The following is a 24,705-nucleotide window of genomic DNA, read 5'->3' on the forward strand; positions in this document are numbered from 1 at the left end:
AAGCTCTCCATTATAGAGAGCCGTCGTCATCGTAATCGTCTTGTGATGTATCCACGATATTCCCGTCGGCATCGTAGCCGAGGGGGATTCCGTAGGTGCCTAAGATGTCCACAAGCGCCGCAAGATTATCTTGAAGTTGCTTGATAGCCTTTTGATTATCCGTGATAAAACCGTATTGATAGTGATTATCAGCCACGATATTGTTTAAAGCAGTCAACCAGTACAGATTTAAGTTTGTGAAGTTATCCACTAGCTTTTGGCGATATTCGTCATCGTATCCGTTCGGAAAGTCGGTTTCGAGTGTTTTCAAGTCATATGCCATTTTCTACACCTCCTCCGTTGTGAGATTTCCTTCTTCGTCTACGATAAGCTTGTGCAAACCACCGGATTTATCGGGCAAAATAATGCCGCTGCTCGCCATTTCTGCTTTGTCTTCTGTTGAGAAAGCGAAGCCGTTTGGCAAGATAGCGTCCTTTGTGGATGACTTAGAGCCGTCCGGGGAGTAGCTGATACGCTCGACATTTAAGTCGCGTACGATACCAGCTTTGTCCCGCGTGCGTAGAATTACCTTCCCACCGGCGGATATTTTAGTTCTCATAGTACGCATCGACCTCCTTTTGTGACCATGACGAATTAAATTGATTTGATAGCGCTGTGAAGCTGTTTGTAGTCTGTCCCACGCCGTTTTCAACGCCTATCAGAGCGTTAAGCGTCTGCTTGCGTTCTGCTACGTCGAGATCAAGAATATCTTGTTTCTCGCTGTTTAGCGTCACTTGTGTTGGCTGTGAGGCGTCAAATGGATACCACGTAATCGACGTGGTTTCTACCCACTGGCTGTAGCCCGCGACGTAATTTTGCAGATAGCGTTCATCGCCGGGTCTGATCTTATCAGTACCGCGATAGTTGATCGTGATCGTTGTCATGGGGTTAGATTGCATTGTCGATAGTACGTACTGCCTCATCGTATCGGCAGTAGTCATCTGCGCGTTTGATACGTCAGCCCCGTCATGGATACCCCATTGAGCGATAGACTTTGTATCTTCTACTATGAAAGAGTCGAAGTAGGTGTTCTGCCCGTCCTCCAGTCCCGCCGGTTCTACGTCGGTAGGACTTGAGAAGTCAAAACTTGACCCGTCGACCCATTGACCGCCGCCGACTTGATACCACGTCTTGCCTTGATACGTGACTTGTGCCGATATCTTCCACGAAGTGGCATTTGCCAGCGTTTGCCCCGTGGCTTGATTATTCGGCGGATAGGTGTTGTAGACCGGTATCGGCTTTGCACCGTCATCAAGCTTGACAGTGCCGATTCCGTTGACTTTCTCAACCGTTTCGGCTGACGGTTCAGCGTCGCCGTCCTTGTCGAAAGCAATAAATTGCCCGTCCACCCAGTCATTCGCGCCTAAGTCGTACCAAGTATTCGAGCCTACGCCCGTGGCTTGGCGGGAGATTTTCCAATTCGTACCGTTTTTCAGAGTCTTACCGGTCTTAGCCTGATCGCTATACGGCGAGTTCCAAGTCGGCACGGTATCATTTGTGGTGCTGATCGTACCGATACCGCCATAGACCGACTGGATACCGACTATATCTGTGCTGACAGGCGTCCCCACGGCACGTACTCGATTGACAAGCGATGAGAGGTCCCAATCGACTGTCATCTCGTCCGTGTTATTCATGTAGCGCAAGGCTTCGTCCTTCTTTACGACCCACTTATCGTGAGAGTAAAAGTCGATACGGTGCGCGACTGGATAGACCACGACATTATCGAAAGTTGCTACGATCGTAGCGATACCGTCCTGTATCGAGCAGTTTCCGAAGTCGGTCAATTCTTTTTCCTCAAAGTCGCCTACGATTCGATATGAAAAGTCCCCTTCGTTTTTGTCGAAGAGGAATTTCAAAGCGTCATCAAGCGAGTAAGACTGCGTACCTGACTTGATATCACGCTGATAGTAGTGTGATGACTCATACATATACTGTGTAGCTGTCACGGTCAGCATACGCACCGAACCGTTATCGTCGTAAGACGTTTGGCCCATCACGTACTCTTCATCTTGACACCAGATGTAGCACCCCGGTACAAGTAAGCCGAAGGCCATCGACCCGTCATCATAAGCGTTGAAGCTTAGTGTGTAGCTAGCGTTCTTTTCCCACGACACCGTGACCGATGACCAGTCCACACCTGTCAGGACCTCCGTATACTGGCCTTTGCGGTCCTGAACCAAAATTTTATCGCGCGTGTACATTAGAAGTACACGAAGGGGAAACTGAAAGTGATGCCCGTCATCGTGCCAGTTACGATGATGTGATTGCTTCCCTTTTCCAGCTCTATGTGGCCAAAGTCCGTGTCTTGCGAGTCCGGAACGCCATTGAGCATAGCATGCACCCCGTCCATTTCAAAGCGATCAGACGGCTGTAGTTCTTTTGTGATTGAAAAAGTCGTGCCGTTCGTTTGATTTTCGACTGTCAGCTTCCCACTTACACCTTGGATAATGATTTTTAGATCATGGCGCGACTTGTACGGGTCGACCCGGAAGTCACTTGCGTTAAATACGTCAAATTCATTTTCCGTAAAGGTGTACTGCGGGATGTAGTCGGACGGAAGGTTCATACCGTGCTGCCAGTGTGTGAGCTGGTCCGAGCGGTCATATGACTGTCGATACCCCGCGGGATTGTCAAACTGCACTGTCACATCTCCGTCCGTGAAGTTGAGTGGCGTGAGTGTAATCGGCTTAGCAATCAGATAGGCTACTTTGTACTCATCCACCCCATCGCGTACCCTGACAGGATTGCGTGAGGTCAGCAAGCTGTAAAGCTTTGCGGCTTGCAGTTTGTAGTCATAGATATCTCTTCCACGCAGAAAGAAAGTAGCCGTAGCAGTAGTCGGCCCGTAAGTCGTGCTGTTTAGCATTTCTCCGTCCGCTCCGGCAATTGCTGTATAGATCGTGGTGGGCTGTGGTGCACCGGCGTCAAAAGAAAGCGGCTGGATTTGTCCGCCTGTCACGTCCCCGATCTCAAATTCGGGCTCGCCGTCCCGTAAAATAAAAAGTTTATCAATCAATTTTCATCACCTCACAAAGCTTGATTCATTTTAAGCTTTTTGGATTTGCCCATCTGCGTCAGTAAGGCGTCGTAGCCATTACCAGAAGGCGTGGATTTCATCGCGTCTAGCTGGCTATCATTGACGTTGACAAGCATTTCCATCAGTTTATTGTTTCTATCCAGAAGCTGTTCCATCTTGCTTGTAGAAGCCGCTGGGGCCGTCTGCTGGGTCTGTACGCCGTCACGGGTGGCAAACATCGCGGCAACCTTGCCCAGTAGCTCATACCCACGCGAAGCTTTCATCTGCGACAGCGGGATGACCGCTTCAGGCTGGTTATTTTCAGCGACATGAATCAGTTGTTCTTTGTCGATCAGGCCGCCGTTTTCATACGGCAAGTAAGGCCCACCGTTTGCAATCGACTTAACGCCGGGAACATTCCCAATACCGCCGTATCGCGTTTTGACATATCTGATCACGGCAATAGCTTGGTCAAGTGGTGTCCGCCACGATGTGTAGCCGGGCATAGCATTTGAATCAAAGGTCGTCTTAATCATCTGGAACCACCCAGCTGAAGGATTTCCGGCCTTGGCGTTACTATCCCAGTTATTGACGGTGTTCTGCCAATTTGATTCATGTTGACCGATGATTTCCATACCATTAAGCCAATCGTTGCCAGATACACCGGCAATTTTCATGGCCTTTTTGATGACATCTTTGGCTTCGCTAGGCGTTGCCGCACCACCAAAACCGCTGATACCGGCACCCTCATCGGATTCCATCAATGGGGCAAGGTTCTTAGCGATCCAATCGAAAACACCGGGGCCCAATTCCTTGTGTACCAAAGCAGATAGGCCAGTGCTCTTAGTCGTATCTTTATCCTTGCTCTTATCCTCATCGGCGTCGGGGATACCTTGGACACGTCCATACTTAGGCGTTCCGGGAAAAGTCGATATCGGACTCATACCGATATTGGGTTTTGAACTTGGCGACATAGCGGAGTAGTACTTATCGCCCCCAGCGTAGACACCGATATGCTCATCGTTTCCAATCAAATCGCCTTTTTTCAGGTCGCCCTTTGAAATGCTTGTTGCTTTCGCGATTTGTGATCCAGAGAAGTGTGGGTAAAGGATGTTGAAAGCCTTCTTGAGTGAGTACATGACCAGCCCAGAACAATCGAAGCTGTCCGGCCCGACCGCGCCCCATACATAAGGTTTTCCGTTCCCATACTTTTCTACTGCGGCCAGTAAGCCGCTTGCGGCGCCACCGTCTGTACCATCGATAGCGCCGTTGATTTGATTCCATGCTTCTTTCCACCACGACGAGCCGGCCTTGTTGAAGTTCTTTTGCGTTGCTCCAGCGAGGTTTTGAGCCACCGCACCGGGGAGCTTGGTATCTACGCTAAAGACTGACCCCCAACTCTTATCGCTATTTTTTAAGATGTTGGAAGCAGCCGAAATCTTGTCCTTCATGGAACCCCAAATGCCTTTGAACCAGCTCCCAGCCCCGCCAAAGAAGTTCTTGACGGACTGTAAGATACCTGTACCAGTGTCGAAGTGTTCTAAGCCAAGTAACGGTGCTAGAAACTTCGATTCGGTCGCATTTGCGACTTCTGTTCCGGCCGGTAGCATGCCTTTCCACCTTGGAACATTTGGCGTAAAGATACCGCCGTCTGGCATGAAGGCGATCTCACGGTTGCCCGTTTCAGGGGAGTCATTGCCATCGTTGAGCATGGCGAAGGTCGGCTTAGTGATCGCCTTGCGGATGTCGCTAAAGATACCTGTACCAGTTGCATACTGCTTAGCTGGATATTTTTCAGGGATATTAGTCGCTAAGGTCGACCCAGAGCCGCCATACGCCTTAAAGCTATCGTTTTGGTGTTTTGCCGAAGTGTTAAGCGAGTGAGCGATACCACCCAGCCAACCTCCGACGGTTTTTGTGATGCCCTCCCACACTGAATTCATGTGGCTCTTGGTTTTATCGGCGTTGTCGTTGACAGCATTTTTTTGGTCGTTAGATTCGGAAGTGACTTCGTCTTTTTGATCTTTAGCACTTTGTGAAGTCTCTTTGCGCTGGACTTCAGCGTCAGCCGTAACTTGTTTCTTTTGGTCATCGGCCTTGTCGATAGTCTTCTTGCGCTGGTCTTCAGCATAGCTTGTGATATCGTCACGCTGACTCTTGGCACTCTTGGTGGTCTTCTTGTACTTGTCTTTTGCCGCTTCAACGGCCTTGTCATGCTCACGACCGGCTTCGATCGTCACTTCATTGCGCTGTCGCTTAGCGTAGTCGCTGTTGCCGGTGTACTTCTTCTTAGCGGCGGCGATGGTCTTATTCATTTCATCTTTTGCGGCTTGCTCGGCTTGGTCTCTTTGCTTCTTGGCAGCGTTGACGATATCGGTTTCCTTTTTAGTCGCCAACTTGACCGTTTTGCTGTACTCTTTACGAGCCGCGGACACGGCGTCTGTGTACTTGTCGTTTGCTGACTTCTTAGAAGCGTTGCGAGTGTCCTGCGCCTTTTTTACGATATCCTTGTACTGCTTGTACGAGATCGTGCCGTTTTCTTGATACTCTTTCTTAGCGGCATTGACTGTCTCGCGGTACTTGCTATTCGCTTCGGCCACGGTTGACTTACGGAGCTTCTTCGCGTTACTGATCACGCTAGAAGCTTCTGACGCGGCGTCTTTTACCGTGGCTTCACGTTTAGCTTTAGAAAGCTTTGTCGCATTATCCTTCAAATATTTCAGGATTTCGACTTGATTATTTGACGAAGTCTTGAGTGACTTGGTCATCTTATCGTTTGAATTTTTTTCAAGGTCGTTCATCTTATCGGTGTAAGTGGATTCGTCCGTTTGAAGAGCTTTCTTCTTAGCGGCCTTGTCCTTCTGCACTTGTGTGGACTTCTTGCCGTAAAGCTGTTCGTCCTGAAGAATTTTGCTGTCCCACGTTTCCGTTGTCTTGCTAGTCTGCTTATAATACTCGGTGAGTAGCTTACTCATATTAGTGTCATTATCTTTTGCAGATTGAGCTTTCTTGTTGTTGGAGTCGGTCAGCTTCTTGACATCTTTGTCGTACTGCTTTTGGGTGATATCGCCATTTTTCAGTAAGACCTTGAGGTGCTCTGTACCGGCCTTGGTTTGGCTCTTGTAGTACTTATCCACGGCTTTGCCAGCTTTGCTAAGCTTAGCCATATCCGCGTTATACGTAGTCGTATTAAGCGGGCGAAGCTTGCCATTGGCCTTTTTCACACTGCTGTTTAAGTCAGCGATCATCTTGTTGTAGCTTGCGGCTATCTTAGTAGTAGCCTTGCTGATTCGACCAGGGTTGGTCAAGTCATCTTGGTCTTTCTCATACTGCTTTTTGGCAAGTTTCGACATTTCAGGCTTGACGGCCACTTTTTTAGCGGTCGGCTTAAAGCTGCCATCAAATGCTTTTTGAACCTGTTTTCCAAGCTCGCCGCCGAGTTTAGAACCGCCCATCGAGCCAAGCGCACCGCCAGCAGCACCTAAGGCACCACCGACCAAAGTACCAGCACCGGGAATTACTGACCCGATAGCGGCACCGCCAGCAGCACCGCCTAGCCCACCGGCTAAATTACCGGACGCAGTCCCGATTTTTTCGCCTTTATTTTTGTTGTTGATGCCGATCAGATCGACAAGCGACCCGAGTGCGGCGACTGGTGCAAAGCCTTTGGCACCGCTTAAGGCACCTTTTCCGAGTGTAGCCAGTTTGCTGACTGACCCAGTGGCTTCTGCAGCCCCGGCGGCCGCTTCCCCAGCTGTTCCAGCTGTTTCAGCTGTTCCAGCTGTTTCTGCAGTCTTAGCTGTCGTTTCTGCCGCCTTAGTCGCATTACCGACGCCAGTGCTCATATCGCCACCAGTGGCTTTTGATACGATACCAAGCTCGACCATTGCACGCTTAGCTTCGCCAAGCGCAGTAATAAACTTCGTCACTTTGCCCACGGCCCAGATAGCACCAACTGCTGCGCCGACAGCTTCAACACCCTTTTTGTGAGAAGCAATCGCCTTCAAAGTTTCATTAACCGTGTGAAGCGGGTCTTTTGCGTCTTTGGCGTTTGATGAAGTCAAGCCCATTGCGGTGCCAATGATCTTCATCGTCGTAGCGAAGTCATCCCACACACCTTTTGCGAGCTCGCCAGCGATCGTAAAGATACTCGATGTGATACCGCCGAGGTCATCGGCGTGCTTGATCAGATATCCGAAGAAGTCTGCGGCATGCTTAGCAGCGTTTGCCAGCCCGTCGGACAGGTCGTGGACGCCGTCGCTAAATTCTTTGGTGTTCATCTCTGTTGCAAGCTTTTCGGCGGTCTGTGATACATACGGTAAGACAGACTTCGCAAAAGTCATGCCGAGATCTGTGGCAGTCATCTTCAATTTGCCAAGCTCGTTTTGAGCTGACTTCATATTTTGTGAAGCAAGCTTGCCGACGTAATTATTTTTAGTCGAATCTGCGACCTTGTTGTTTAATTCGCCAAGTTGTTTGGCGTTTTCTTGTAAGATAAGCCCGGCTTGTTGCCCGGTCGTCCCAAAGAGCGCATGGAAAATATCCGTACGCTGTGTCTTGGTCATATCGGCCATCTTGCCATTTAAAGTCCCGAAAATATCAGTCATGGACTTCATATTTCCATTTTGATCCGTGAAGTCTTTGGTCGTCAATCCTAAGGATTGAAGCGCTTCAGTACCACTCTTTGTTGGGGAAATCAGGCTGTTAATTGCTTTTCGAAGTCCAGTCCCGGCCTTGTCCGCCTCCAAACCGTTGTTGGATAAGATACCCATAGCGGACGCGGTTTCAGAAAGACTGAAACCGGCTTGGTGGGCTGTGGAACCGACATAAGACATGCCGACACCTAAGTCGCTGAACCCGGTCGAGGTCGCGTCAGCCGCATAGGCAAGCTCATTGACGACCTTCTTCGTGTTCTTAGTCATACCAGTGACAGAGTCAGTCTTGAGCCCAAAAGCTTCAAGGGACTGACTAGCCACGCTGACCACATCACTAAAGCCATCGCCGGAAGCCTTGGCGGCTTGCAGTTCTGACTTCATCGCGCCAAGGGCTTGTTGTGACGTATAGCCACGCTTGACTAAGTCTTCATACCCAGCCGCGATGTTTTTCTGTGATTCGTTGTATTCCTTGGAATACTTAGAAGTATCCTGTTCCATCAAGGCGACATTTTTCAGCGCTTCAGACTGCTTTTCGCCACCCGTAACGGCTAAGTTAGTAACTTCGCGGAAAGTGTTATCAAGCGTTTTGGCCGCTTCGGTGGACTTCATGAAAGCCGCACCGACACCAGCCGCCGCTACACCAGCGCCTAAGGCTAAGCCCTTAAACTTCGATATAGTGCTTGAAATGCTGTTTTTTACATCGGACAAGCCGCCTTTGACGTGCGACATGCTGTCCTTCATCTTAGCGAGGGCGAGTGGTGTGCCACCAGCTGCAAGATCTAAGTCCTTGATTTTGCCCGTAGTTTCGGCCATCTTAGTACCAAGTTCGTTGACTTTAGTCGCTTGCTTTGCGTAAGCATCGGACGTTTCGCCAGATTTGGACTTGATTTTGCCAAGCTCTTCCACTTCGCCAGAGTAGACGCTCTTCATCTGTCCGTACTGCGAATGCAAATTCTTCAGCTCGACCACATCGGCTTCATGTGCCTTTTTTTGGGCGCGAAGCATATTGACATAGCTGTCTGATACAGACGTCATATTTTCGAGCGTTGAGCGATTTTTGGAAAGTGAGGACGTGAGTTCGTCGAGTTTTGTGTTCGACTTGGCGATATCAGCGCCAAGTTCATTGACCTTAGACCGCTGATCGGCATAGGCCCGTGAGTCTTTGCCTGATTCGACTGCGACCCGCGTGAGCTTAGATACTTCTACATTTCGAATGTCATTTAAAGACTTGATTTTGTCTTCGAGATTTTTCGTTTCTTCGGCGTTCGCGCGGTCTTCTTGACCAGTTGCACGCAAGTATTTGATGTGCGTTTCAGCGATTTGATTGCTGTTACGCATGGTGTTTTGGAGCTCTGCCAAGCCACTCTTATAGTACTCGAGCGACTCTTTAGCACGATCTGACTGCCCACGCATGGACTCCAAGCGTTTTGAAGCCGACGCGATATCCTTGCCATACTTGGCAAATTTATCAGCACCGTCAGCCGTAGAAGCGTCGAGCTGGCTTTGTTCAGACCGCAAGCGCTGGATATACTGTTCTTGCGCTTGCATAGCCCGGCCTAAGCCGTCTACCTTAGCAGTTGCGGCGGCGGTAGCATCACCAGCAGACCGAAGTTCGGCTTGCTGTGCCTTCCATGAATTCGTGAGGGCAGATACAGAGTCGCGGAGTTGTCGCAAGCTGGTCGTGGATTCGACCGTGCCGTTTAAGGACACATGTGCCGCGATCTCACGTCCCGGAATATTTCCTGCCATTTACTTTACCTCCTTCCTTGCTTAGTTTCGCCGTTACCTAAACCAAGCGACCGTACAAGCGACATCGGATCGACAGGCCGTTCTTCAGGCGACTTAGCGGCTAAAACGCGGTTCATGTTGAAGTAGTCTTCCTTCTCATACTCGCTAGGTGAGATGTGGAGATAGATCAGTGCTTCTTTTTCGTTGAAATCAAGATCGGCGAGCATGCCGTCCAGCTCGAATAGTCTTCTTCGCGGGCTGACTTTTTTCAGGCTTGACTTCTTCGTCGCGCCCCTTTCCATTCGTCCAAATCATCGTTGTGACATAGGACACGAATTGGGTGAATTTTTCGGCCGGCAAGCTATCAAGTGTGTCGCGTTCTTTTTCACTTAAGCCGAGGATATCAGTCAAAGCGTCAAGCGGCTTTTGCATTGCTTCATACATGATCTCGATGACTTCATCGTCAGACATACCTTCACTGATAGTGTCATAGCGCGCCATAGCGCGGTTGGCGCTCACGATAAGACGTACAATCTTGTGAGTAGGCGTAATAAAAATGGGCCGTTTCAGGCCCACGTCACGCGTATCAATACGAATTTTCATAAATTAAACCTCCATTTAAATTAGGCTGTTTGCCCGTCTGTAGGATCATTACCGGAGATCATACCAAAGCCTGGGATTTCTTTTTCGGTTGCACCGGGGAACACTTCGTTCATCATCGCAGCACTATCGAAGCCGGTATCTGCACCATAGAACACGCCATAAGCGGCACCATCGGAAGCACGAGCGATTGAAGTATAAGTCATCGAATCGTTCGTTTCTTGGGCACTTTGGTTGTTTGTTTGTACGTTATAGCTTGGAAGTGACACGTTACCGTTGAAGAAGCTGAAGAACACACCGAAATCATCGTCAAGTGAATCTGTAGCGATGAGCAAAGCCAAGTCAGGTAAGTTTGTTTTGTTATACTGCAAGGCCATGCCTTTACCATTGGCAACACGGCCTAAGCACTTGTCTAAGATATCGTGTGGCAAGTCATTAGCACCGAGTGTTACGGTCGGTTCTGCGGCGCCTGTGGACGTATAAGCCACACCGTTAGAACCGTATTTCTTAGTGACGGTACCTGTAAGGTTCGCCATGTTGGCGGTCGTAGCACCTTTTGATGTTCTTAAATCAGCGATAAATACGCCGGATTCTGTCAATCCAGCGTCTTTACCGGAGATGACTTGATGTGTTTTGGGATCAAGTAAAGCGAGTGCAAATGCACGTAAACCTACTGTTGCCATAGTTTTTTCCTCCTATATAAAAAAGGACTAAAGCTTCCGCTTAGTCCTCTGAAATTGAAATATTTTCGTCAATTGATTTGTGTCGGGGTCAAGCGTTGACCCCGGCGAGTATATGCAGTACCACTTATGAGCTTCGAAAAGTCCGGTAAGCTGGTCTTCTAAGTCCTCCGTGTTCACAGTGTTGCCCGAACCGTAGTAGACATTGACGCCCACGGCCTGAAGCTTCTTCGTAGACCGATCACTACCATAGCTGACCGGCAAGTCACGGATTTCAGTGATACAAACGATGTTCGATTCTAAGTCGTCCTGATACTTGGACGGTATCGCTCGTGGGAAAACAAAGTCGATACCGTCAAGCTTCGCGGTCTGCACCATACGGACGCAATCCATTACATAGCTAATCGAGACCACCTCCCACGATCGTGTAGTAAGCGGCGGCCTCGGCTTCTTGAGCGGCGACAAGGGCTTCATCGACAGTCTTATCAAAGAAGTGCGTAGCACTCATCTTCTTAGTCCCATCGTTCAAAAATCGTGCGATATACGCCTTGCTTTTTTTGAAGCCCACATCGGTGTTACCCGTGAAGTTTCCTTCAATGTCGAAGCCCGGTTTATAAGTGATCATATCGGCTAAATGCTCCGTTTTGTTGCGCTTACTCCGTGGAGTATTGCGTTTCAAAACCTCTGCAAAGGCAGCCGCACCGGCCGATGTGATAACCGCTTTTTGTGCGGTCGTCAAAGTGACGGCCTTCTTGATATCGTCAAGCCAAGCGTTGAGCCCGTCAAAGTCTTCAGCCACGCTTCTTCACCGCCTTCAGTGTCACAACGTCAAAAGAGTTGTGAGCGTTGTCCGAGTCGGGCGCGTAGTCGATGACCTGATAGACTGTCTTATCCACACGGACGTGGCTGTAATTCATAAGCCCCATGTCGTGACGAACGAAGTAGGCAATTGACTGGCTGACGTCCTGACCGGCTAAGGTGTAGCGCTGATTCTGCGTCAGATGATATAGTCCCGCCCACACTTCGCGGCCAGTTACGAATTCTTCATGATAGATACCATTATCGTCCGGCACATTGGGCTCGATCGAACCGAATTGGATACGGTAGATCAAGCGCGAAGGATTGATATTTTTAGCCATCTTGCTCACTCTTTTCACGTTGGACGCGGCTATACTCGCCACGAAGCTGACCGATAATGCTATTAGATACGAGGTTGACCTGATTTGACACGCTAGGTGTCGCAGCAGACCGACGCTCATAGTAAGCACTAGCAATCGCAAGGGTCGCAGTGTCGTATAAGTCGGACACGTTCGGACGGGCGTAGAATTCCACGTCATCGGTGCCAACGGCATTTTTTATCCAACTTTGCGCGGCTGATAGAAAGCCAGTCAGCAGTTTGTCGTCGGCTTCACTATCCAAGCGGAGCGAGTTCTTCAGATCGTCAAGCGTTGCCGTCATCAGACCTCACCTCGCTTACTTAGTTGACGCAGATGTAGTCGCTGTACCGGCTGACGGTGTCATATCCGCGATCTTTGAGAAAGTAGCATATACGACAGCTTCTTGGTCCCAAAGAGTGACGTCAAAACGGTCGATAAAGCGAATCTTTGTTTGATCGTGTTCGAAGGCACCCGCACCGATATTTGTTGAAAGTAAGCTCATTTGTTCGCGGTCCCAAAGCTTTACGGCTTGTTTTAAGTCCCCGATATAGAGCGGGAAGTTAGCCCCATCTTTTGGCAACCATTTGTCAGAAATAACTACGACAGGCTTTCCACCGAGCGTTTTTTGAGTTGGTTGTTTTGGATCTGGTTGTAAAGCGTAGCGGCCTTCGGCGTCCTTGACGTGATCTAAAATATCGAAACCACTTTGGTTTGTGATGTAGATAGAAGTTGCCGCGATCATTGGATCGAGATTGACATTTGCAATCGTCTTAATGTCGTCAATTGTCGTAACAGCTTTTTTCTGTGCGGCTGGCAAGGTACCTAAAACGGACAAAATCTTTGTGTTACGTGTGATCGTAGACTTCTTAGCGATCCACTGATTAAGGTATGCAAGGATATCTTCGGCGGTGTCCTTGAGCAAAGTATTTGTAAGCGTCAAGATGTCACTATAGCGTGCGATCAAGTACTTGACCAAGTGGAAGCTTGGTTCATCAGAGTCAGGAATCAAAGCGTCTTCGGCGTCTAAGTTATCCATTGGCTTGATGTCGCTTAAGGATTCCATGACGCGTGAGCCGGACTTAGTACCGACCTTTTGGACGTCAACGTACTGTTCCAAAGAGTTGAATTGGCGCTTCAGCAAGTTGATAGTCGTTTGCACATCTTGAGGGATCGTTAAGCCGATACCGTTGCCGTTTTCATCCAAGTCAGACTTCAATTCGTTGACGATCTTTGGGTCGCCTTGAACCATATCGACGAAATCACGAACGAATTTTTGTTTCAAATTCTTTTCTTCGTGATTTAAAGGTTCTTTGTTTTTTTTGTCGCTTACCGCTTCGGCAGCGCGTGCGGCGTCGAGTTGGTTCTTAGCCAAGTCCCGCTTGCTTTCTGCAGTGGCGATTTCTTTTTGAACGTTTTTGACATCGTCTTCCGTGGCGTTGTCATCCACGAGCATGCGATTTGCCTTGGCGTTTAAGTCAGAGACCTTTTGCCCGGCAGTGATCCATGTGTTATTTAATTCATCAATGGTCATGTGTGACCCTCCTTATTTTTTGTGCATTAAAATAGCCAGTTTCTTCTGTAAGTTAGAAGAAGCTGGCTGTTCAGTGTTTTGCGGTTCTGGCTCGTCGGTTTGCAATTCTGGATTGTTGGCTTGCGGTACGGCGCTATTTTTCAGCAAGGATTTAAATTTATCCAAGCCATCGCGACTCAAAATTGGCGCGGCAGAGTTGATAAACTGCGGTGCTTTGCTGTTTTCAAACATGATTGCGTCGGCAAAGTGGTTATCGACTGCTTCTTGAGCGGTCATCCAAGTTTCCCTATTCATCATATTGAGTAAGTCCGTATCACTCATGCCGGTCTTTGCGACATAGGCATTTACAATCGAGCCATTGACTTTCTTGATCATATCCGAAGTCTTATCAAACGCGTTGTAATCGCCTTGCGCGATCGTTTGCGCGTTGTGGATCATGATCATCGCTGTCGGTGCAATATTGACTGTATCTCCTGCCATCGCGATAACGCTAGCGGCACTAGCGGCCATTCCTTGAATGTTGACCGTTACGTGGCCTTGATACCCACGAATTGCGGAGTAAATCTCGCTTGCAGCAAACACATCACCGCCTGGACTAGCGACATTTACCGTCACATCTTGTCCGTTAGCGTTTTGAAGTTGCTGCTTGATTTTGCTCGGATATACAGCACCAATGCCGAAGTAGTCATAGAAAAAGCCGGTGTCGTTATCCACGATCTCGGCAGTTACATCAATAACTTCCTGTTCCCCCATCTGGTTCACCTCCTTTCGATGTTTTTTCTGTTGCTGGCGGAATGATAGGTTTCCCGGCACTAAGTGCGGCGTCGATATCTTGCTGGGTCAGCACATCGGAGTTAGACCGTAGAAGGATCTCTTGAGCTAACTCACTTGAGATAATACCGTCCAGCCGTAGTCCACGTACGCGTTTCTCAAGCCGCGAGCCGTCTATGTCGATGATCTGCTTCACATCAACACTCACATCAGAGTGCAGCTTGTTTTCCAGCTCACTTACGACCGGCTCACTGTAGCGCCCGATCGTGGTGTTATACTGCTGAATTACTTGTTCGATGTTTGAATGCTCGGACTCGGTCCCAGTCATATCCTTCGGAACGTGGTAGACCTTTGAGATCTGATCGCCAGTCCAGTCCGTGGAGTCGAGAAGCTTCGATACGTCCGTTTTGATTTCAAGCGGCACATAGTCTTCGAGATCATCGAGGACAAGTGGCCCTGAAGCGCCCTTGTTGGCGTCCACAAAAGACTGACGTGTGGCCGCTTTCTGGCCGGCGTTCAAAAGTGAACCCTTATTGAGTTTCAAGATACCGGTCGGATTGATCGCACTAGATAGCGCGTCACGGGCCAGCGAGTTAGATGAGTCCTGCAAGCTCAATTCCACAGTGAGGGAATAGAGTGGACTCACACCCGTCTTTCCGCCGTTCTTAGACATCAAACGAAAGTGAATCATATCACTTGCCGGAACGTTGGTTTTCATCGCAACGCTAGGTTCGTCAAAAGTGAGGTCATAAACCAGCCCTGACCCATCATCGAGTAATTTCACTTGCACTTGCGACGGCCGCAGATACTCGAGATAGAGCGGTGTGCCGTTGATGTTGCGCCAGATATACGCGTACGAATTTCCGTCTAGCAGTAATTGGGCATACATTGCTTGCCAGAAGGCCGCGCGGTTCGTCAGTGGACTTGGATTATTGATGAGTCCTTGCACTGATTTTTTCGCGCTGTTGAAGTCGGCCCGTGCTAAGTCAGAGCTGATCAGAGAGATGACCGCGTACAAGTCAGAGTGTTCGAGGGCCTTGTCAGCCGACACGTAACTCCACGTTTTGCCCGGATTAAAGAAGTTGATCAAAGCCGGGTCGGAGAGTGACACGGTCTGACTAGCGTCGACCAAATTTTTCATTTTCCTAAAAAACACTATTTATCACCTCCTTTCCCGCTATTCGCGCGGTCAAGGATAAAGGCGACAAGGATCAGACTTGCGGCGATCGTAAGACTTCCAAAAAAGCTATCATGACGGAAAATTGCGGTGTTCCCGATGATCAGACCGGATAAAAAAAGGATCGTCGACAGATAGTCGATGACCCAGATCACTCCTCTTAAGAGCATTTTCTTCAGTTGTTTGACCACTTTCTCACCACCTTTTTTAAAATTCAATGCCGTTTTCTTCGATCCATTTTTGTACGTCGGTTTCAGACATGCGTTCAAACTCTTTCGATTTGTCGTTTACATCGGCAAAATCTTCAAAGTGGTACATACCTTGATAAAAGCCGTCTATAAGCGCGTCGACCACATCAATTTTTAACGTGGCACGTTTCTTGTCGACCTGAATTCCAATCGTATCAGATACTAGTACGGCGTTTTGCAGTGCCTTTGCCATGATAGGGTCATCAAGGCGTGTGATATTGCCTTCGATAAAGAGTTTCTGCATAAATTTTGTCGGGTCGTTCAGCTCGCTTGTGCGTTGGCGAACTGGTACAATTTGCCAATTCGTGTTCATATCGAGTGACTGGACCATTGAGTCCATATGCCACGCATCGTAGAAGAAGCCAACCGGGTGCAGATTATTTTCATGCACGAAATCCAAAAGCCACGCGTAGACTTCATCAAGCGAGATAAGGCCCTGTTCGTGACTAGTGATTTTGCAAAAGTCTGGCAAGTCCCGATAGGCGATGCCGTCTTGCTTTTCTTTTGCTTCCAATGACCCCGCGGCATGCCATGGAATGAAGCTGAATTGACGGACGTGAAACTTTTTTTCGTTGCCTTCGAAGTACGGGAAAACGAAGCCCAAAGCCGTGTTATCACTCGACATTGAGAGATCGTAGCCGATATACACGTCCCGTCCACGGATATCAAAGTGCGAAATGGTGGCCTTTTCGATTTCATCGAGTTTCAAGTAACTGTCGACGTCCTCTTGAAGCCAAACATTCATATTTTTGTTTTGAAAATCCGCGATTTTTCCTTGTAGAAGCTTCGTATCACGCTCGTCCATCAAGCCTTTAAAAAGCTTGTCGTGCATGCTAGGAAGTCCTAAAAGCGGGTTAGACTTTATCCAAGTGTCTGGTTTAAAGGTCTCATCAAGGCTATCCTGTGCCCACACAAGGCAGAGATAGGTATCAGCTTCACGCTTATAGTCCTGTTCCATGGCTTCTTGAAGCATATCTTCATCGGAATGAAATGTGACGCTAGGGTCAGGGTATGCCGTCGAGATTTGAATGAATTGTTTATCGTCAACGTGAACTTGCCCGGACGTGATCTTAGAGATGTTTTTGTCGTCCTTCAGCTCCCCGATTTCATCATATACGGCGGTTAGAAAATGGTAGCTATCAAACTTACCGGATTCGTTAGAGAGCCGTACAAGGCGATTATAGGGCTTCTTAGCGATGATTTGATCATGCTGTGGCTGTAAGTCCCACTGCTTCGCAAGCTGACCGAAAGCCGGTACGGTGTCGATGAGCTTATTGACCATTGTCGTAACGTAGCCAAACAGCTTCTGCGATTGCGAAGTGACGTTACTAGCGACAAGCAAGTCCTGATTTTCCTTGCCAATCGTTTCTAAAAGCAAAGAGTAGCAAGCGATGATCGAAGCGAAGTACGTCTTGCCTTGCGCACGGGCGACGCTCACGATAGCCTGTGCAAAACGTTTGTTCCCGTTGACGTCACGCCAGCCGATGAGCTCACACAAGATGAGCTTTTGCCACGGCATGAGCTCACTCGGCTTGCCCGTTTCCACATCAGGGCAAAGCTTAGCGAAGTTTAAGATAGCCCTGACTTTCTTAAGATCATAGTGATAAGGAAAGTCGGGGCTGTCTGTTTCGGCGCGCTTAAGGTCTTGGAGGTGGCGGAAGCAAGCTAGCTTCATCATGTAGCCAGACAGTTGCTTCCCGTCAAGGACTGAAAAAGCATACTGCGTACCAGGGTCGGTATACTTAGCCTTTATTTTCGTATAGTCCTGTGAGCGATAAGCGCCGAGGACATCTTTAGTTTTCAGTAAGTCGATTTTATCCATGTTTTTTGCCTTTAAATAAGCATGTTTTGCAATAAGTACTTTTTCATCGAACAATTAAAGCGTTCATCAAGGCGGTCGGAACCTCATACGATTCGCGAACACCTAAAATCTCATTCAAATTCATCCTTAGAATCCTCCTACCCCAGTAAGTCCTGCAACTGCTTGCCCACATCGACCTCATCGTCGTCAGGCTTGCGATTACTAAGCATTTCAGCACGCGAATTGAAGTTTAGGCCAAGGTCACTAGCAAGCGACTTCATCGACTTCGTAGTCGTATCTAAAACGTTCATCGCGGGGTTTTTCTGTAAGTTTCCTTTATCGTTTTCATAGACGGCGCCAAACTTTTGCAGAGCTTTCTCGGCACTACGATAGGCCGAATAATTCTTCACGAAGAGCTCCAGCTCATAGCGGTCGATATTTCTGAGCAAACCGTTCCCTTTCAATTCGGGAACGATCGTTCGCCATGCCGCTTTAGCTACGCCGTCCAAATAAGTAGGCGGAGTTTCAGAGATTTCAGAAAAGTTTTCATTTTGTTTCTTGAATTCCTTAGACTGCTCGCGTTGGTACTTGCGGTCATCGTCTGTGGCATTTAACTTCTTCTTACGTCCAGCATTTCTTGGATTCATCCACTCTCACCTCACTTTTTATCGAAAACTTTTAATTTTTGGCATTTTTTTACGAGCGGACTTCACTGTGTGCGCTTCTCCTACTCACAGTAGGGGCGGGGGCCTTTTTTATTTTCGCAGGAAAGGTAAGTCATACACATTTCTTATAGGTGACACACACTTTAACTTATTGTTCGCACCCGTTCCGTAGTAATCCTGCTCCCACTTTGTTTTCTTGTAATGAAATTGATAAGAAGTCGTTATCAAATTATCAGGGTCATCGCGAAGGCTAGAATCGAATTCAATCGGCACGATATGGTCGACCAACTTCCCCGGCTGGATAATGCCGACCAGCTTGGCGTACTGGTCGATGTAGCTATCACGCTGAAGAACAAACTCACGCAGTTGCTTCCACTCTCGGCTGTGATAGTAGGCGTTCTGTTCGGCCTTTTGCTCGGTCGCTTGCCGTGCCGTGTCGTTGTAGTGTTTGGTCTTAATAGCACTGCGTCGTGCGTGCCACTGCTCACGCTTGGCTAGGTACTCTGCTTCATGCTCTATGTGTCGTGCACAATAGTGATCAGGAAGCATGGCAATGCCATGACAGTTCGGATAACGACAACGTCTAGCACGTGGCATCTATGGTTGCCTCTCCAGTATTATTATTGAAGCTGATCATATATCGTTTGTCATGATAAAAAGCAATAGCTTTGAAATGGGAGAATCCGCTGAGTGGAGTATCTTTCAACGTTTCATAGTCATAATAACAACGCTCGATCATGACTCTATCACCATCAATGTAGACTTCTGGAACCTTATAATCATTTCTGATTCTATATGCTACCTTCACTTTGATAGTCCTCCTTTGCTGCTGAGTAAATCATCGAGATATAGATCTGAATGGCAGTCTCAATAACTTCATCGTTCTTTAATTCTGGTTTATCTTGACGAACTAACGGAATGATACCTGAGATTGCATAAGTAGCAATCTGTTTAGCAACCGCCGAGAGTTCATCAAAGGTGGCGTTCTTGTCGATATTAACTGTGAGTGCATCTTGAACGTCTGGGATCCGTGTTGCTTTAACGATTGGCTTTGTCATATGTTTACCTCCAAATAAAAAACACCCGCATAAGCGGATGCCGATTGGTATCAATGATTGCCCTACTGCCAGTTCGGGTAGCGTGCGCAATCCCTTTAATGGGTTTAGAACAGACCCGCATGTTCTCTCGCCTGTATGCTAGCGTGTGCTTTAATTTATTTGCTTGCGTTCTTTAACAAAGCAAAAAGGTGGGAATAATCACGGCAAGGATTTGCACCCTGTATGACTGGTCTAGCTCCGTTGTTGGACGCTCTAGCTTGTCAACTCGTCAGTCCACAATCTCGATTTACCGTTTAACGTTCTAGTGTCTGCCTATTCCGCCACGCGATTACAGATAACCTCTGGGTTCGATCCGTGTAAGCTAGGATACTGCCCATCAGCCGTCTATATAGTTAAGTCTCACTGTCTTTTCCACGGACAGAGAGAGTTTTAAAGCTGGCCTTCTACATTGGCTTCCTCATTTACTGTTCCGCCAGCTTTAACAGAAGCAGTAGGATTTGATCCTACACCATCGCGATCTATGCTTCTGCCGATTTGTATAAATCAGATATAGATGACGAGGTGCCGAGGCGGATACTCGATCGCTCAATCATCTACGATACTACTTTAGCATGTATACAAGTGCTGTCAGTCTCAATTTAATCTACCGCTCGGCCACATACATACCAAGGTTTTTAGATAGCTCTTCAACAAATGCATCGCGCTTTCTAAACCCTGACGCACGGCTGCAGTAGATAAGGTGCTGTTGTGCTAGTCCACCCATGGTGTACTGCGGATACCTCTTGAAGTATAACTCCTTGAGTATCACACGAGTGTCGTGGTCGGTGTGCTCCAGCATTGCCGCGATCGTATTCTGCTGGCGTTCTAGTGCGTGCAGCTGCCGGTCATCATCAAGTGTGATAATCATCTGCTCTTGCGGTTTATTAATTTTATTTCCGCGGCTACCACCTACATTTTCATCAACGTCTTCTATAGGGTGTAACAGCTCCTCTCGGCGGTTTTTGATGTATGTGGGTAAATACGGGTAGTCGCGTAGTATGTCCTCGACAGCGTGTTTTATCGACGTTCTGATGTGTGTCTGCCTCCTTATAGATATGGATAAACTAGGTTCATACCTTTGACAGTTAAGCGTATTGGGTCAAAGAGAATATAACCACGATCGGATAAATCATTTAGCAGCTCTTTACCTAATTTTTCGCCATTACCGTCCAAAATAGCTATCAAATAATAAATCATTTAGTCGCCTTCTCTTTAATACGTCCATTTGAAATCAGCTTTGCAATCTCCTTCTTGATTGCTCCTGCACCATGATGAATATTTCTCGTCATTTCGTAAATACTCATTTGTCCATAATTTGCAACGATAAAATTATCTTCAAATTGTTTGAAATGAGCTCTGCTGTTTTTAACCCGTAGCTTGTGTTTATAATCCTTAATGCCCAGCAGCGCGTAATGCTTATAAACATCGGCAACACCAATGCCTAATTTCTTAGCAAGTGTCGGCGGCGTGAATGTGTTGCGGTTCTTCAGCAAAAAACTATCAATCATAGTAAGTGTTTCGTTTTTATTCGAATAAGAAATCTTTTTCTCATCTGAGAGACCCCTGAAATATTTCTCAACAACTTGCATATCTTCATTAGAATCAGAAATATCCGACCAAGTAAACTTGTATTGATAGATTTTACCTTCTGGAAAATAATCTAAATGCTTATTTAAATCGTCAACCATTGAATCGAGCTTCTTCATCGAATGGATCACGTTAGCGGGGATTGTTGTCATCGACCAGCACCTCCATATTTAATTTCCAGTCCAACCAAATCAATGCCACACAATACCATTGCAATCGCCTTAAAAGTTATGCATAGGCCAAGAATGATAAACAAATTGAATACGTAGAAAGCCGTATCACGTTTGGAATATCCAACACCATATTTAATCATTCCTGCTTCAATCAGTGCTGCCTTGCGATATTTAGTCATCTTTGCCCTCCTCGGCCGGCTTCGCCACCCAGCCGAATAGCCAAGCCTGCATGAGAAGCCGTTCGCTGCTTTTATCAGTAAGTTCAAGCTCCCGCATCGCATAAATATACTCTGCAAAAGAAAGCCCATTATGCTGCAATCTATCCATTTCTTTTCCGATTTCTTGCGGCAGTTCGACAGGCTCTGGCTGGACGTCAACATCTTTAAAACTTGCAGCAACGTTCAACTCCGTTTCCATTGAATCGTGGTTATAACGTGAGCGAACAAGGCCATTTTGAGCTGCACTATTTATAAACCCTTTTACTTTTACTTTCATTTTTATCCCTCCAATTTATCTAAGCAGTCATGCTGTTTTCCGTTGACGTAATGCCACGCGCGAAATTTAATATCCATATCCAACTAACTCCTCATCAATGATTTTTAAGGCATCTTCTGACGATCGTGCAATTCCATGAATTACTCCCACGCGAGTTAAAAAATCATGGAACTTAATTTGATCTGGACGCGGTCGTCCGTTTTCGTTTTTTACTTCGATGAAAAATATCTTTCCGTCCGAATGCTTGAACCCGAATAAATCGGGGAAACCACGCGGTAGTCCAGTGTCAAACCACCTGTTGTTTTGCATTTTGACTTTGCCCACATTGGTGCGGAAAATTGTACAGCCATGAGCTGATACAGCCACGCGAATATCGTTTTGTATTTTGTGTTCTTCAGTCATAATTATTTACACTTGTTTACACTAAGGTTTACACTAGATTTTCTTACTCTCCCAAGGGATTTAATCGGTTTTCGACTAAAATTACACTTCCAAACTTTTCTATACCCTTATACCCCCCTATATATATATATATTTATTATTTATATATATAAATAGTGTAATAGTGTAAACACAATAGCTGTACCCGTTGGGGCGCATAAGATTGAGCTGGTTTACACTTCGACGAAATTAGTGTAAATTAGTGTAAACTTTTAGCGTCTATATCCTCTTTTCACACTTTTTCCTACTTTTTGATGATCAGCGGTCCAACCATAATGGTTGTCCATCACGTACTTAATTTTTTTAGCCAGTTGACGATTCTTAACTAAATTATCTTCGCCTAATTGTAAAGCAATATCGGCGCTTGTGATAAAATCACCGTTCCATTTTTGAAGTACATCATCAATTGCTTCTTCTTCAGCATCGATGTACATGAAATCTTTGCGATGTTCTTCAAGCATTGATTCTTCATCATCTGAAAGCAAGAAACTAAATCCATCACGATAAATTGCTGTAAATTCGCCCCAAAGTTGCGCAACTAATTCAGGTGTTAAATCAGTAAGCGGTGATTTTTTCTGTCTTTCCTTGCTGACAAGGTTCGGCATGAAACGCCGATCGCCTGTTTTATCTTTCAAATATGTTAATTCGTTAGTGGTACGAGCCATAACGAATGATTTATAGCGTCTTACAGCCATGTGGCCGTATGGTTTACGATATTCAAGCTGTTCAGAACTGATAAATTTCTTTAATACTTCAAAACTTGAATGGTTGGTAGCAGTCATTTCATCATCATTAACGATTAAGGCGCGCAGCATATTGGAATAGTTATCCTTATTTTCAAAATCAGTGAATTGATCAGTGTACCAACCATTTGCCATTTTCTTTAAGAATGTTGTTTTGCCGGCCCCTTGTCCTCCGACTAAGTCGAGAACATAATCGAATTTCATTTCAGGATGATAGGCCTTTGCTACAGCACCAACAAAGAATATTTGTGTTTGAAGAGTGGTGACTGGTGAAGCTTCAACTCCAAGAAAATCTGGTAATAATGAAGCGCTGCGAATGGTTTCATCCCAATTCTTTTCGCATTCTTCAAAATAGTCTAGAACTGGATTGAATACGTTCCGCCGTGCCACATTGGTCAATGCCCCTCGAAGTAAATTGTCTTTGAAAAGTACATGATATTTCTTTTCGATGTAGCCAAGTATTGCAGGTGGATAATCATCATCGATCGTCCCTTTTTCAAGCATCAGTTCTGGAATATCTTCTAATAATTCAATCTCGTATGTGAATTCATTAAAAGCAATCTTGTGTGCCAGCAAAGGATCATGTTCTAAAATCAATTCAATGTTTTGAATGCTGTTTGCAATAATTTTACCTTTATCATTTTTTCGAAAGCCCTGAATCGGCATTGGCTCAACGTTGTTTTTCATTTCATCGTATTTTTTAATTGTTTCTTCTACACTCAATTTTCAGCCTCCCTTCTACGCATTTCTTTCTTAAGCATTGATTCAAACGTCCGATTGACCTCGTTTTCTGGAAGTGGACTTTCCGTGTTATTATTTGCAATTAGTGCAAGCCGATAGACTTCTTCAGCTCCTACATCTCTGAAAAGGAGGCCGCCGACAAATGAAGCAAGAGCATTATTACGTCCACCTGTTGCCCCCAGACCGTTAACAATCTTTTCAAATAGTTCTGCGGTTGCTGAATGCCCCTCTGAGTGTGAGTAAGCCGTCGGCGTGTAATCAGACTCAGAGCGTTTGTTAATCGCTGTAATGAGCTCAGAAGAAGGCTTGACGATAGGCTCATGATTCAACCATTTATATTGCTTGCCATGGTTTTCGCTTGGAGCAACGACCACATAATTATTGATGTGAGCTTTAATATCGACTCCAGGAAGCCAGCCAATATTTTGTTGAACGATATCGCCGTCCTTCATGTAAAAAAGCTGCTTGCCCCCGCCAGCCGTTTTTTGGGCTAACGTTTTTTTAAATTGTTCGGGGTGGTTGTACTCTTTTAGTGATTTGAAGCCGTCTGCGCCGTCTTCGTGCCGGTCAATATCAACTACGAAGAAGTTTGTTGTTCGAAGCGCGATGCTGGCGTAAGGTTTTTTCTTCCATAAATTTTCGATCTCATCGACTGTTAAAGGAGGCTGATCCGCAAATTTGATCAGCGGCTTTTTGCCAATCATGGGCAAAACACTGAATCCATGCTGGGCATAGCTAACCGCGTAATTAACTAGGTTTTTCATCATTGCCTCGTTTCTAATGGGCTTCTCACCCCATTCGACGTATACGACGTGTGCGTTTTATCTAATTAATATGGAAGGTCATCATCTTTGACATCAATTGTTTCTGGTTGTTCAGCTTCTTTTAAATCATAGTTACGATAGGGATGTGAAGGGTCTTTCTTATTAGGTGATTCAATGATTTCCAACTTCACAAGTTTGCCTTCTTGGCCGTGCATCTTTTGAGCCAGATGTTCATGAATATCCGTTTCACTGTCAAAAGCAAAATCATCGCTGGTAATATCCACGCCCAGCAGTGCACCCAGTTTGCTGGCAAACTTAATATTTCGATCAAGTACAAAATCTGGGATCGGTTTGCCTGATTTGGATGTTTCAGCAAATGAAATATTTACATTTTCATGCCGCCCAGTTTCATCGCCTTCTACGACTTCGAAAGTGATTCCAAAGGCATCCCAGCCGGAGTCAAATACACGGTGGTCAATTTTAGTGACGATCATTGTATATTCTCCAGCTGGTAGTCCTTGTGGTGCTGAAACTGAATCTTTCTTTGCATCGAAACCTGCTAAACTCTTTTGTGCAATATCACGTAAACTCAT

General features: G+C 46.6%; 30 protein-coding genes. All 30 read right to left on the bottom strand.

The genetic code is table 11. From position 1 onward, the window contains the following. Positions 1–10: 10 nt before the first annotated feature. Complete coding sequence (locus tag IV40_RS08780; protein ID WP_057770711.1) at positions 11–322, bottom strand: hypothetical protein; 312 nt, start codon at positions 320–322, stop codon at positions 11–13. A gap of 3 nt (positions 323–325) precedes the next feature. After that, on the bottom strand, positions 326–598 hold the full coding sequence (locus IV40_RS08785) for a hypothetical protein (protein WP_057770713.1): 273 nt from the start codon (positions 596–598) through the stop codon (positions 326–328). Then, positions 588–2,243 (bottom strand): prophage endopeptidase tail family protein, encoded by a 1,656-nt coding sequence (locus IV40_RS08790; protein WP_057776417.1) that lies wholly within the window; start codon positions 2,241–2,243, stop codon positions 588–590. The genes IV40_RS08785 and IV40_RS08790 overlap by 11 nt, the downstream gene beginning before the upstream one ends. Continuing rightward, positions 2,243–3,058: a phage tail domain-containing protein gene (locus IV40_RS08795; RefSeq protein WP_057770718.1), complete on the bottom strand. Its 816-nt coding sequence runs from the start codon at positions 3,056–3,058 to the stop codon at positions 2,243–2,245. Before IV40_RS08795 ends, IV40_RS08790 begins: the two co-directional genes overlap by 1 nt. A gap of 11 nt (positions 3,059–3,069) precedes the next feature. Next, complete coding sequence (locus tag IV40_RS08800; protein WP_057770720.1) at positions 3,070–9,462, bottom strand: phage tail tape measure protein; 6,393 nt, start codon at positions 9,460–9,462, stop codon at positions 3,070–3,072. 5 nt (positions 9,463–9,467) lie between these two features. Beyond that, complete coding sequence (locus IV40_RS08805; protein WP_057770723.1) at positions 9,468–9,668, bottom strand: hypothetical protein; 201 nt, start codon at positions 9,666–9,668, stop codon at positions 9,468–9,470. Further along, positions 9,652–10,044: a phage tail tube assembly chaperone gene (locus IV40_RS08810; protein ID WP_057770725.1), complete on the bottom strand. Its 393-nt coding sequence runs from the start codon at positions 10,042–10,044 to the stop codon at positions 9,652–9,654. Before IV40_RS08810 ends, IV40_RS08805 begins: the two co-directional genes overlap by 17 nt. Before the next feature lie 20 nt (positions 10,045–10,064). After that, positions 10,065–10,724 (bottom strand): major tail protein, encoded by a 660-nt coding sequence (locus IV40_RS08815; protein ID WP_057770727.1) that lies wholly within the window; start codon positions 10,722–10,724, stop codon positions 10,065–10,067. A 27-nt stretch (positions 10,725–10,751) separates the two neighbouring features. Beyond that, positions 10,752–11,195, bottom strand: a complete 444-nt coding sequence (locus IV40_RS11040; protein ID WP_082617976.1) for a DUF806 family protein — start codon at positions 11,193–11,195, stop codon at positions 10,752–10,754. Beyond that, positions 11,122–11,520 carry an HK97-gp10 family putative phage morphogenesis protein gene (locus IV40_RS08825; protein WP_057770731.1) on the bottom strand — a complete coding sequence of 133 codons (399 nt, stop codon included), beginning with the start codon at positions 11,518–11,520 and terminating at the stop codon, positions 11,122–11,124. Before IV40_RS08825 ends, IV40_RS11040 begins: the two co-directional genes overlap by 74 nt. After that, positions 11,513–11,860, bottom strand: a complete 348-nt coding sequence (locus tag IV40_RS08830; protein ID WP_057770733.1) for a phage head closure protein — start codon at positions 11,858–11,860, stop codon at positions 11,513–11,515. Before IV40_RS08830 ends, IV40_RS08825 begins: the two co-directional genes overlap by 8 nt. Beyond that, the gene (locus IV40_RS08835) at positions 11,853–12,179 is read right to left on the bottom strand and encodes a head-tail connector protein (protein WP_057770735.1); all 327 of its coding nucleotides are present in this window, start codon (positions 12,177–12,179) and stop codon (positions 11,853–11,855) included. The genes IV40_RS08830 and IV40_RS08835 overlap by 8 nt, the downstream gene beginning before the upstream one ends. Before the next feature lie 15 nt (positions 12,180–12,194). Further along, complete coding sequence (locus IV40_RS08840; protein WP_057770737.1) at positions 12,195–13,409, bottom strand: phage major capsid protein; 1,215 nt, start codon at positions 13,407–13,409, stop codon at positions 12,195–12,197. Between the two features lie 12 nt (positions 13,410–13,421). Beyond that, positions 13,422–14,162, bottom strand: a complete 741-nt coding sequence (locus IV40_RS08845) for a head maturation protease, ClpP-related (RefSeq protein ID WP_057770738.1) — start codon at positions 14,160–14,162, stop codon at positions 13,422–13,424. After that, positions 14,140–15,336: a phage portal protein gene (locus IV40_RS08850; RefSeq protein WP_057770740.1), complete on the bottom strand. Its 1,197-nt coding sequence runs from the start codon at positions 15,334–15,336 to the stop codon at positions 14,140–14,142. The genes IV40_RS08845 and IV40_RS08850 overlap by 23 nt, the downstream gene beginning before the upstream one ends. After that, on the bottom strand, positions 15,336–15,548 hold the full coding sequence (locus IV40_RS08855) for a DUF1056 family protein (protein ID WP_156404266.1): 213 nt from the start codon (positions 15,546–15,548) through the stop codon (positions 15,336–15,338). Before IV40_RS08855 ends, IV40_RS08850 begins: the two co-directional genes overlap by 1 nt. 16 nt (positions 15,549–15,564) lie before the next feature. Continuing rightward, complete coding sequence (locus IV40_RS08860; protein ID WP_057770928.1) at positions 15,565–17,427, bottom strand: terminase large subunit; 1,863 nt, start codon at positions 17,425–17,427, stop codon at positions 15,565–15,567. Between the two features lie 137 nt (positions 17,428–17,564). Beyond that, a complete protein-coding gene (locus tag IV40_RS08865) occupies positions 17,565–18,053 on the bottom strand; it encodes a phage terminase small subunit P27 family (protein WP_057770744.1) in 489 nt (162 codons plus the stop codon). A gap of 108 nt (positions 18,054–18,161) precedes the next feature. Further along, positions 18,162–18,668, bottom strand: a complete 507-nt coding sequence (locus IV40_RS08870; protein ID WP_057770746.1) for a hypothetical protein — start codon at positions 18,666–18,668, stop codon at positions 18,162–18,164. Continuing rightward, a complete protein-coding gene (locus tag IV40_RS08875; RefSeq protein ID WP_057770748.1) occupies positions 18,655–18,879 on the bottom strand; it encodes a hypothetical protein in 225 nt (74 codons plus the stop codon). Before IV40_RS08875 ends, IV40_RS08870 begins: the two co-directional genes overlap by 14 nt. Continuing rightward, a complete protein-coding gene (locus tag IV40_RS08880; protein WP_057770750.1) occupies positions 18,863–19,129 on the bottom strand; it encodes a hypothetical protein in 267 nt (88 codons plus the stop codon). The genes IV40_RS08875 and IV40_RS08880 overlap by 17 nt, the downstream gene beginning before the upstream one ends. 643 nt (positions 19,130–19,772) lie before the next feature. Beyond that, on the bottom strand, positions 19,773–20,225 hold the full coding sequence (locus IV40_RS10625) for a hypothetical protein (RefSeq protein WP_082617974.1): 453 nt from the start codon (positions 20,223–20,225) through the stop codon (positions 19,773–19,775). Beyond that, on the bottom strand, positions 20,216–20,365 hold the full coding sequence (locus IV40_RS10785) for a hypothetical protein (RefSeq protein ID WP_156404267.1): 150 nt from the start codon (positions 20,363–20,365) through the stop codon (positions 20,216–20,218). The genes IV40_RS10625 and IV40_RS10785 overlap by 10 nt, the downstream gene beginning before the upstream one ends. Beyond that, on the bottom strand, positions 20,362–20,907 hold the full coding sequence (locus tag IV40_RS08890) for a hypothetical protein (RefSeq protein WP_057770753.1): 546 nt from the start codon (positions 20,905–20,907) through the stop codon (positions 20,362–20,364). The genes IV40_RS10785 and IV40_RS08890 overlap by 4 nt, the downstream gene beginning before the upstream one ends. Beyond that, a complete protein-coding gene (locus IV40_RS08895; protein WP_057770755.1) occupies positions 20,904–21,107 on the bottom strand; it encodes a hypothetical protein in 204 nt (67 codons plus the stop codon). Before IV40_RS08895 ends, IV40_RS08890 begins: the two co-directional genes overlap by 4 nt. After that, complete coding sequence (locus IV40_RS08900; RefSeq protein WP_057770756.1) at positions 21,100–21,423, bottom strand: hypothetical protein; 324 nt, start codon at positions 21,421–21,423, stop codon at positions 21,100–21,102. Before IV40_RS08900 ends, IV40_RS08895 begins: the two co-directional genes overlap by 8 nt. Positions 21,424–21,489: 66 nt before the next feature. After that, positions 21,490–21,825, bottom strand: a complete 336-nt coding sequence (locus tag IV40_RS08905; RefSeq protein ID WP_057770759.1) for a VRR-NUC domain-containing protein — start codon at positions 21,823–21,825, stop codon at positions 21,490–21,492. A 251-nt stretch (positions 21,826–22,076) separates the two neighbouring features. After that, entirely contained in the window at positions 22,077–23,330 is a 1,254-nt protein-coding gene (locus IV40_RS08910) for a virulence-associated E family protein (RefSeq protein ID WP_057770760.1), read from the bottom strand. Further along, positions 23,327–24,112, bottom strand: a complete 786-nt coding sequence (locus tag IV40_RS08915; RefSeq protein WP_057770763.1) for a bifunctional DNA primase/polymerase — start codon at positions 24,110–24,112, stop codon at positions 23,327–23,329. Before IV40_RS08915 ends, IV40_RS08910 begins: the two co-directional genes overlap by 4 nt. 65 nt (positions 24,113–24,177) lie before the next feature. Beyond that, positions 24,178–24,705, bottom strand: a complete 528-nt coding sequence (locus IV40_RS08920; RefSeq protein WP_057770765.1) for a hypothetical protein — start codon at positions 24,703–24,705, stop codon at positions 24,178–24,180.

It is taken from the genome of Lactobacillus selangorensis, assembly GCF_001437205.1.
Taxonomy (GTDB): domain Bacteria; phylum Bacillota; class Bacilli; order Lactobacillales; family Lactobacillaceae; genus Paralactobacillus; species Paralactobacillus selangorensis.

What these genes read in the sequence shown, in the direction of transcription:
- IV40_RS08785 (WP_057770713.1), bottom strand. Translation starts at nt 598, where the DNA reads ATGAGAACTAAAATATCCGCCGGTGGGAAGGTAATTCTACGCACGCGG.
- IV40_RS08830 (WP_057770733.1), bottom strand. Translation starts at nt 11,860, where the DNA reads ATGGCTAAAAATATCAATCCTTCGCGCTTGATCTACCGTATCCAATTC.
- IV40_RS08845 (WP_057770738.1), bottom strand. Translation starts at nt 14,162, where the DNA reads ATGGGGGAACAGGAAGTTATTGATGTAACTGCCGAGATCGTGGATAAC.
- IV40_RS08920 (WP_057770765.1), bottom strand. Translation starts at nt 24,705, where the DNA reads ATGAGTTTACGTGATATTGCACAAAAGAGTTTAGCAGGTTTCGATGCA.
- IV40_RS08890 (WP_057770753.1), bottom strand. Translation starts at nt 20,907, where the DNA reads ATGACAACAATCCCCGCTAACGTGATCCATTCGATGAAGAAGCTCGAT.
- IV40_RS08805 (WP_057770723.1), bottom strand. Translation starts at nt 9,668, where the DNA reads ATGCTCGCCGATCTTGATTTCAACGAAAAAGAAGCACTGATCTATCTC.
- IV40_RS08915 (WP_057770763.1), bottom strand. Translation starts at nt 24,112, where the DNA reads ATGAAAAACCTAGTTAATTACGCGGTTAGCTATGCCCAGCATGGATTC.
- IV40_RS11040 (WP_082617976.1), bottom strand. Translation starts at nt 11,195, where the DNA reads ATGAAGCCCTTGTCGCCGCTCAAGAAGCCGAGGCCGCCGCTTACTACA.
- IV40_RS08810 (WP_057770725.1), bottom strand. Translation starts at nt 10,044, where the DNA reads ATGAAAATTCGTATTGATACGCGTGACGTGGGCCTGAAACGGCCCATT.
- IV40_RS08860 (WP_057770928.1), bottom strand. Translation starts at nt 17,427, where the DNA reads ATGGATAAAATCGACTTACTGAAAACTAAAGATGTCCTCGGCGCTTAT.
- IV40_RS10785 (WP_156404267.1), bottom strand. Translation starts at nt 20,365, where the DNA reads ATGATTTATTATTTGATAGCTATTTTGGACGGTAATGGCGAAAAATTA.
- IV40_RS08865 (WP_057770744.1), bottom strand. Translation starts at nt 18,053, where the DNA reads ATGAATCCAAGAAATGCTGGACGTAAGAAGAAGTTAAATGCCACAGAC.
- IV40_RS08840 (WP_057770737.1), bottom strand. Translation starts at nt 13,409, where the DNA reads ATGACCATTGATGAATTAAATAACACATGGATCACTGCCGGGCAAAAG.
- IV40_RS08900 (WP_057770756.1), bottom strand. Translation starts at nt 21,423, where the DNA reads ATGAAAGTAAAAGTAAAAGGGTTTATAAATAGTGCAGCTCAAAATGGC.
- IV40_RS08895 (WP_057770755.1), bottom strand. Translation starts at nt 21,107, where the DNA reads ATGACTAAATATCGCAAGGCAGCACTGATTGAAGCAGGAATGATTAAA.
- IV40_RS08835 (WP_057770735.1), bottom strand. Translation starts at nt 12,179, where the DNA reads ATGACGGCAACGCTTGACGATCTGAAGAACTCGCTCCGCTTGGATAGT.
- IV40_RS08800 (WP_057770720.1), bottom strand. Translation starts at nt 9,462, where the DNA reads ATGGCAGGAAATATTCCGGGACGTGAGATCGCGGCACATGTGTCCTTA.
- IV40_RS08870 (WP_057770746.1), bottom strand. Translation starts at nt 18,668, where the DNA reads ATGCCACGTGCTAGACGTTGTCGTTATCCGAACTGTCATGGCATTGCC.
- IV40_RS08815 (WP_057770727.1), bottom strand. Translation starts at nt 10,724, where the DNA reads ATGGCAACAGTAGGTTTACGTGCATTTGCACTCGCTTTACTTGATCCC.
- IV40_RS08905 (WP_057770759.1), bottom strand. Translation starts at nt 21,825, where the DNA reads ATGACTGAAGAACACAAAATACAAAACGATATTCGCGTGGCTGTATCA.
- IV40_RS08880 (WP_057770750.1), bottom strand. Translation starts at nt 19,129, where the DNA reads ATGACAAAGCCAATCGTTAAAGCAACACGGATCCCAGACGTTCAAGAT.
- IV40_RS08790 (WP_057776417.1), bottom strand. Translation starts at nt 2,243, where the DNA reads ATGTACACGCGCGATAAAATTTTGGTTCAGGACCGCAAAGGCCAGTAT.
- IV40_RS08780 (WP_057770711.1), bottom strand. Translation starts at nt 322, where the DNA reads ATGGCATATGACTTGAAAACACTCGAAACCGACTTTCCGAACGGATAC.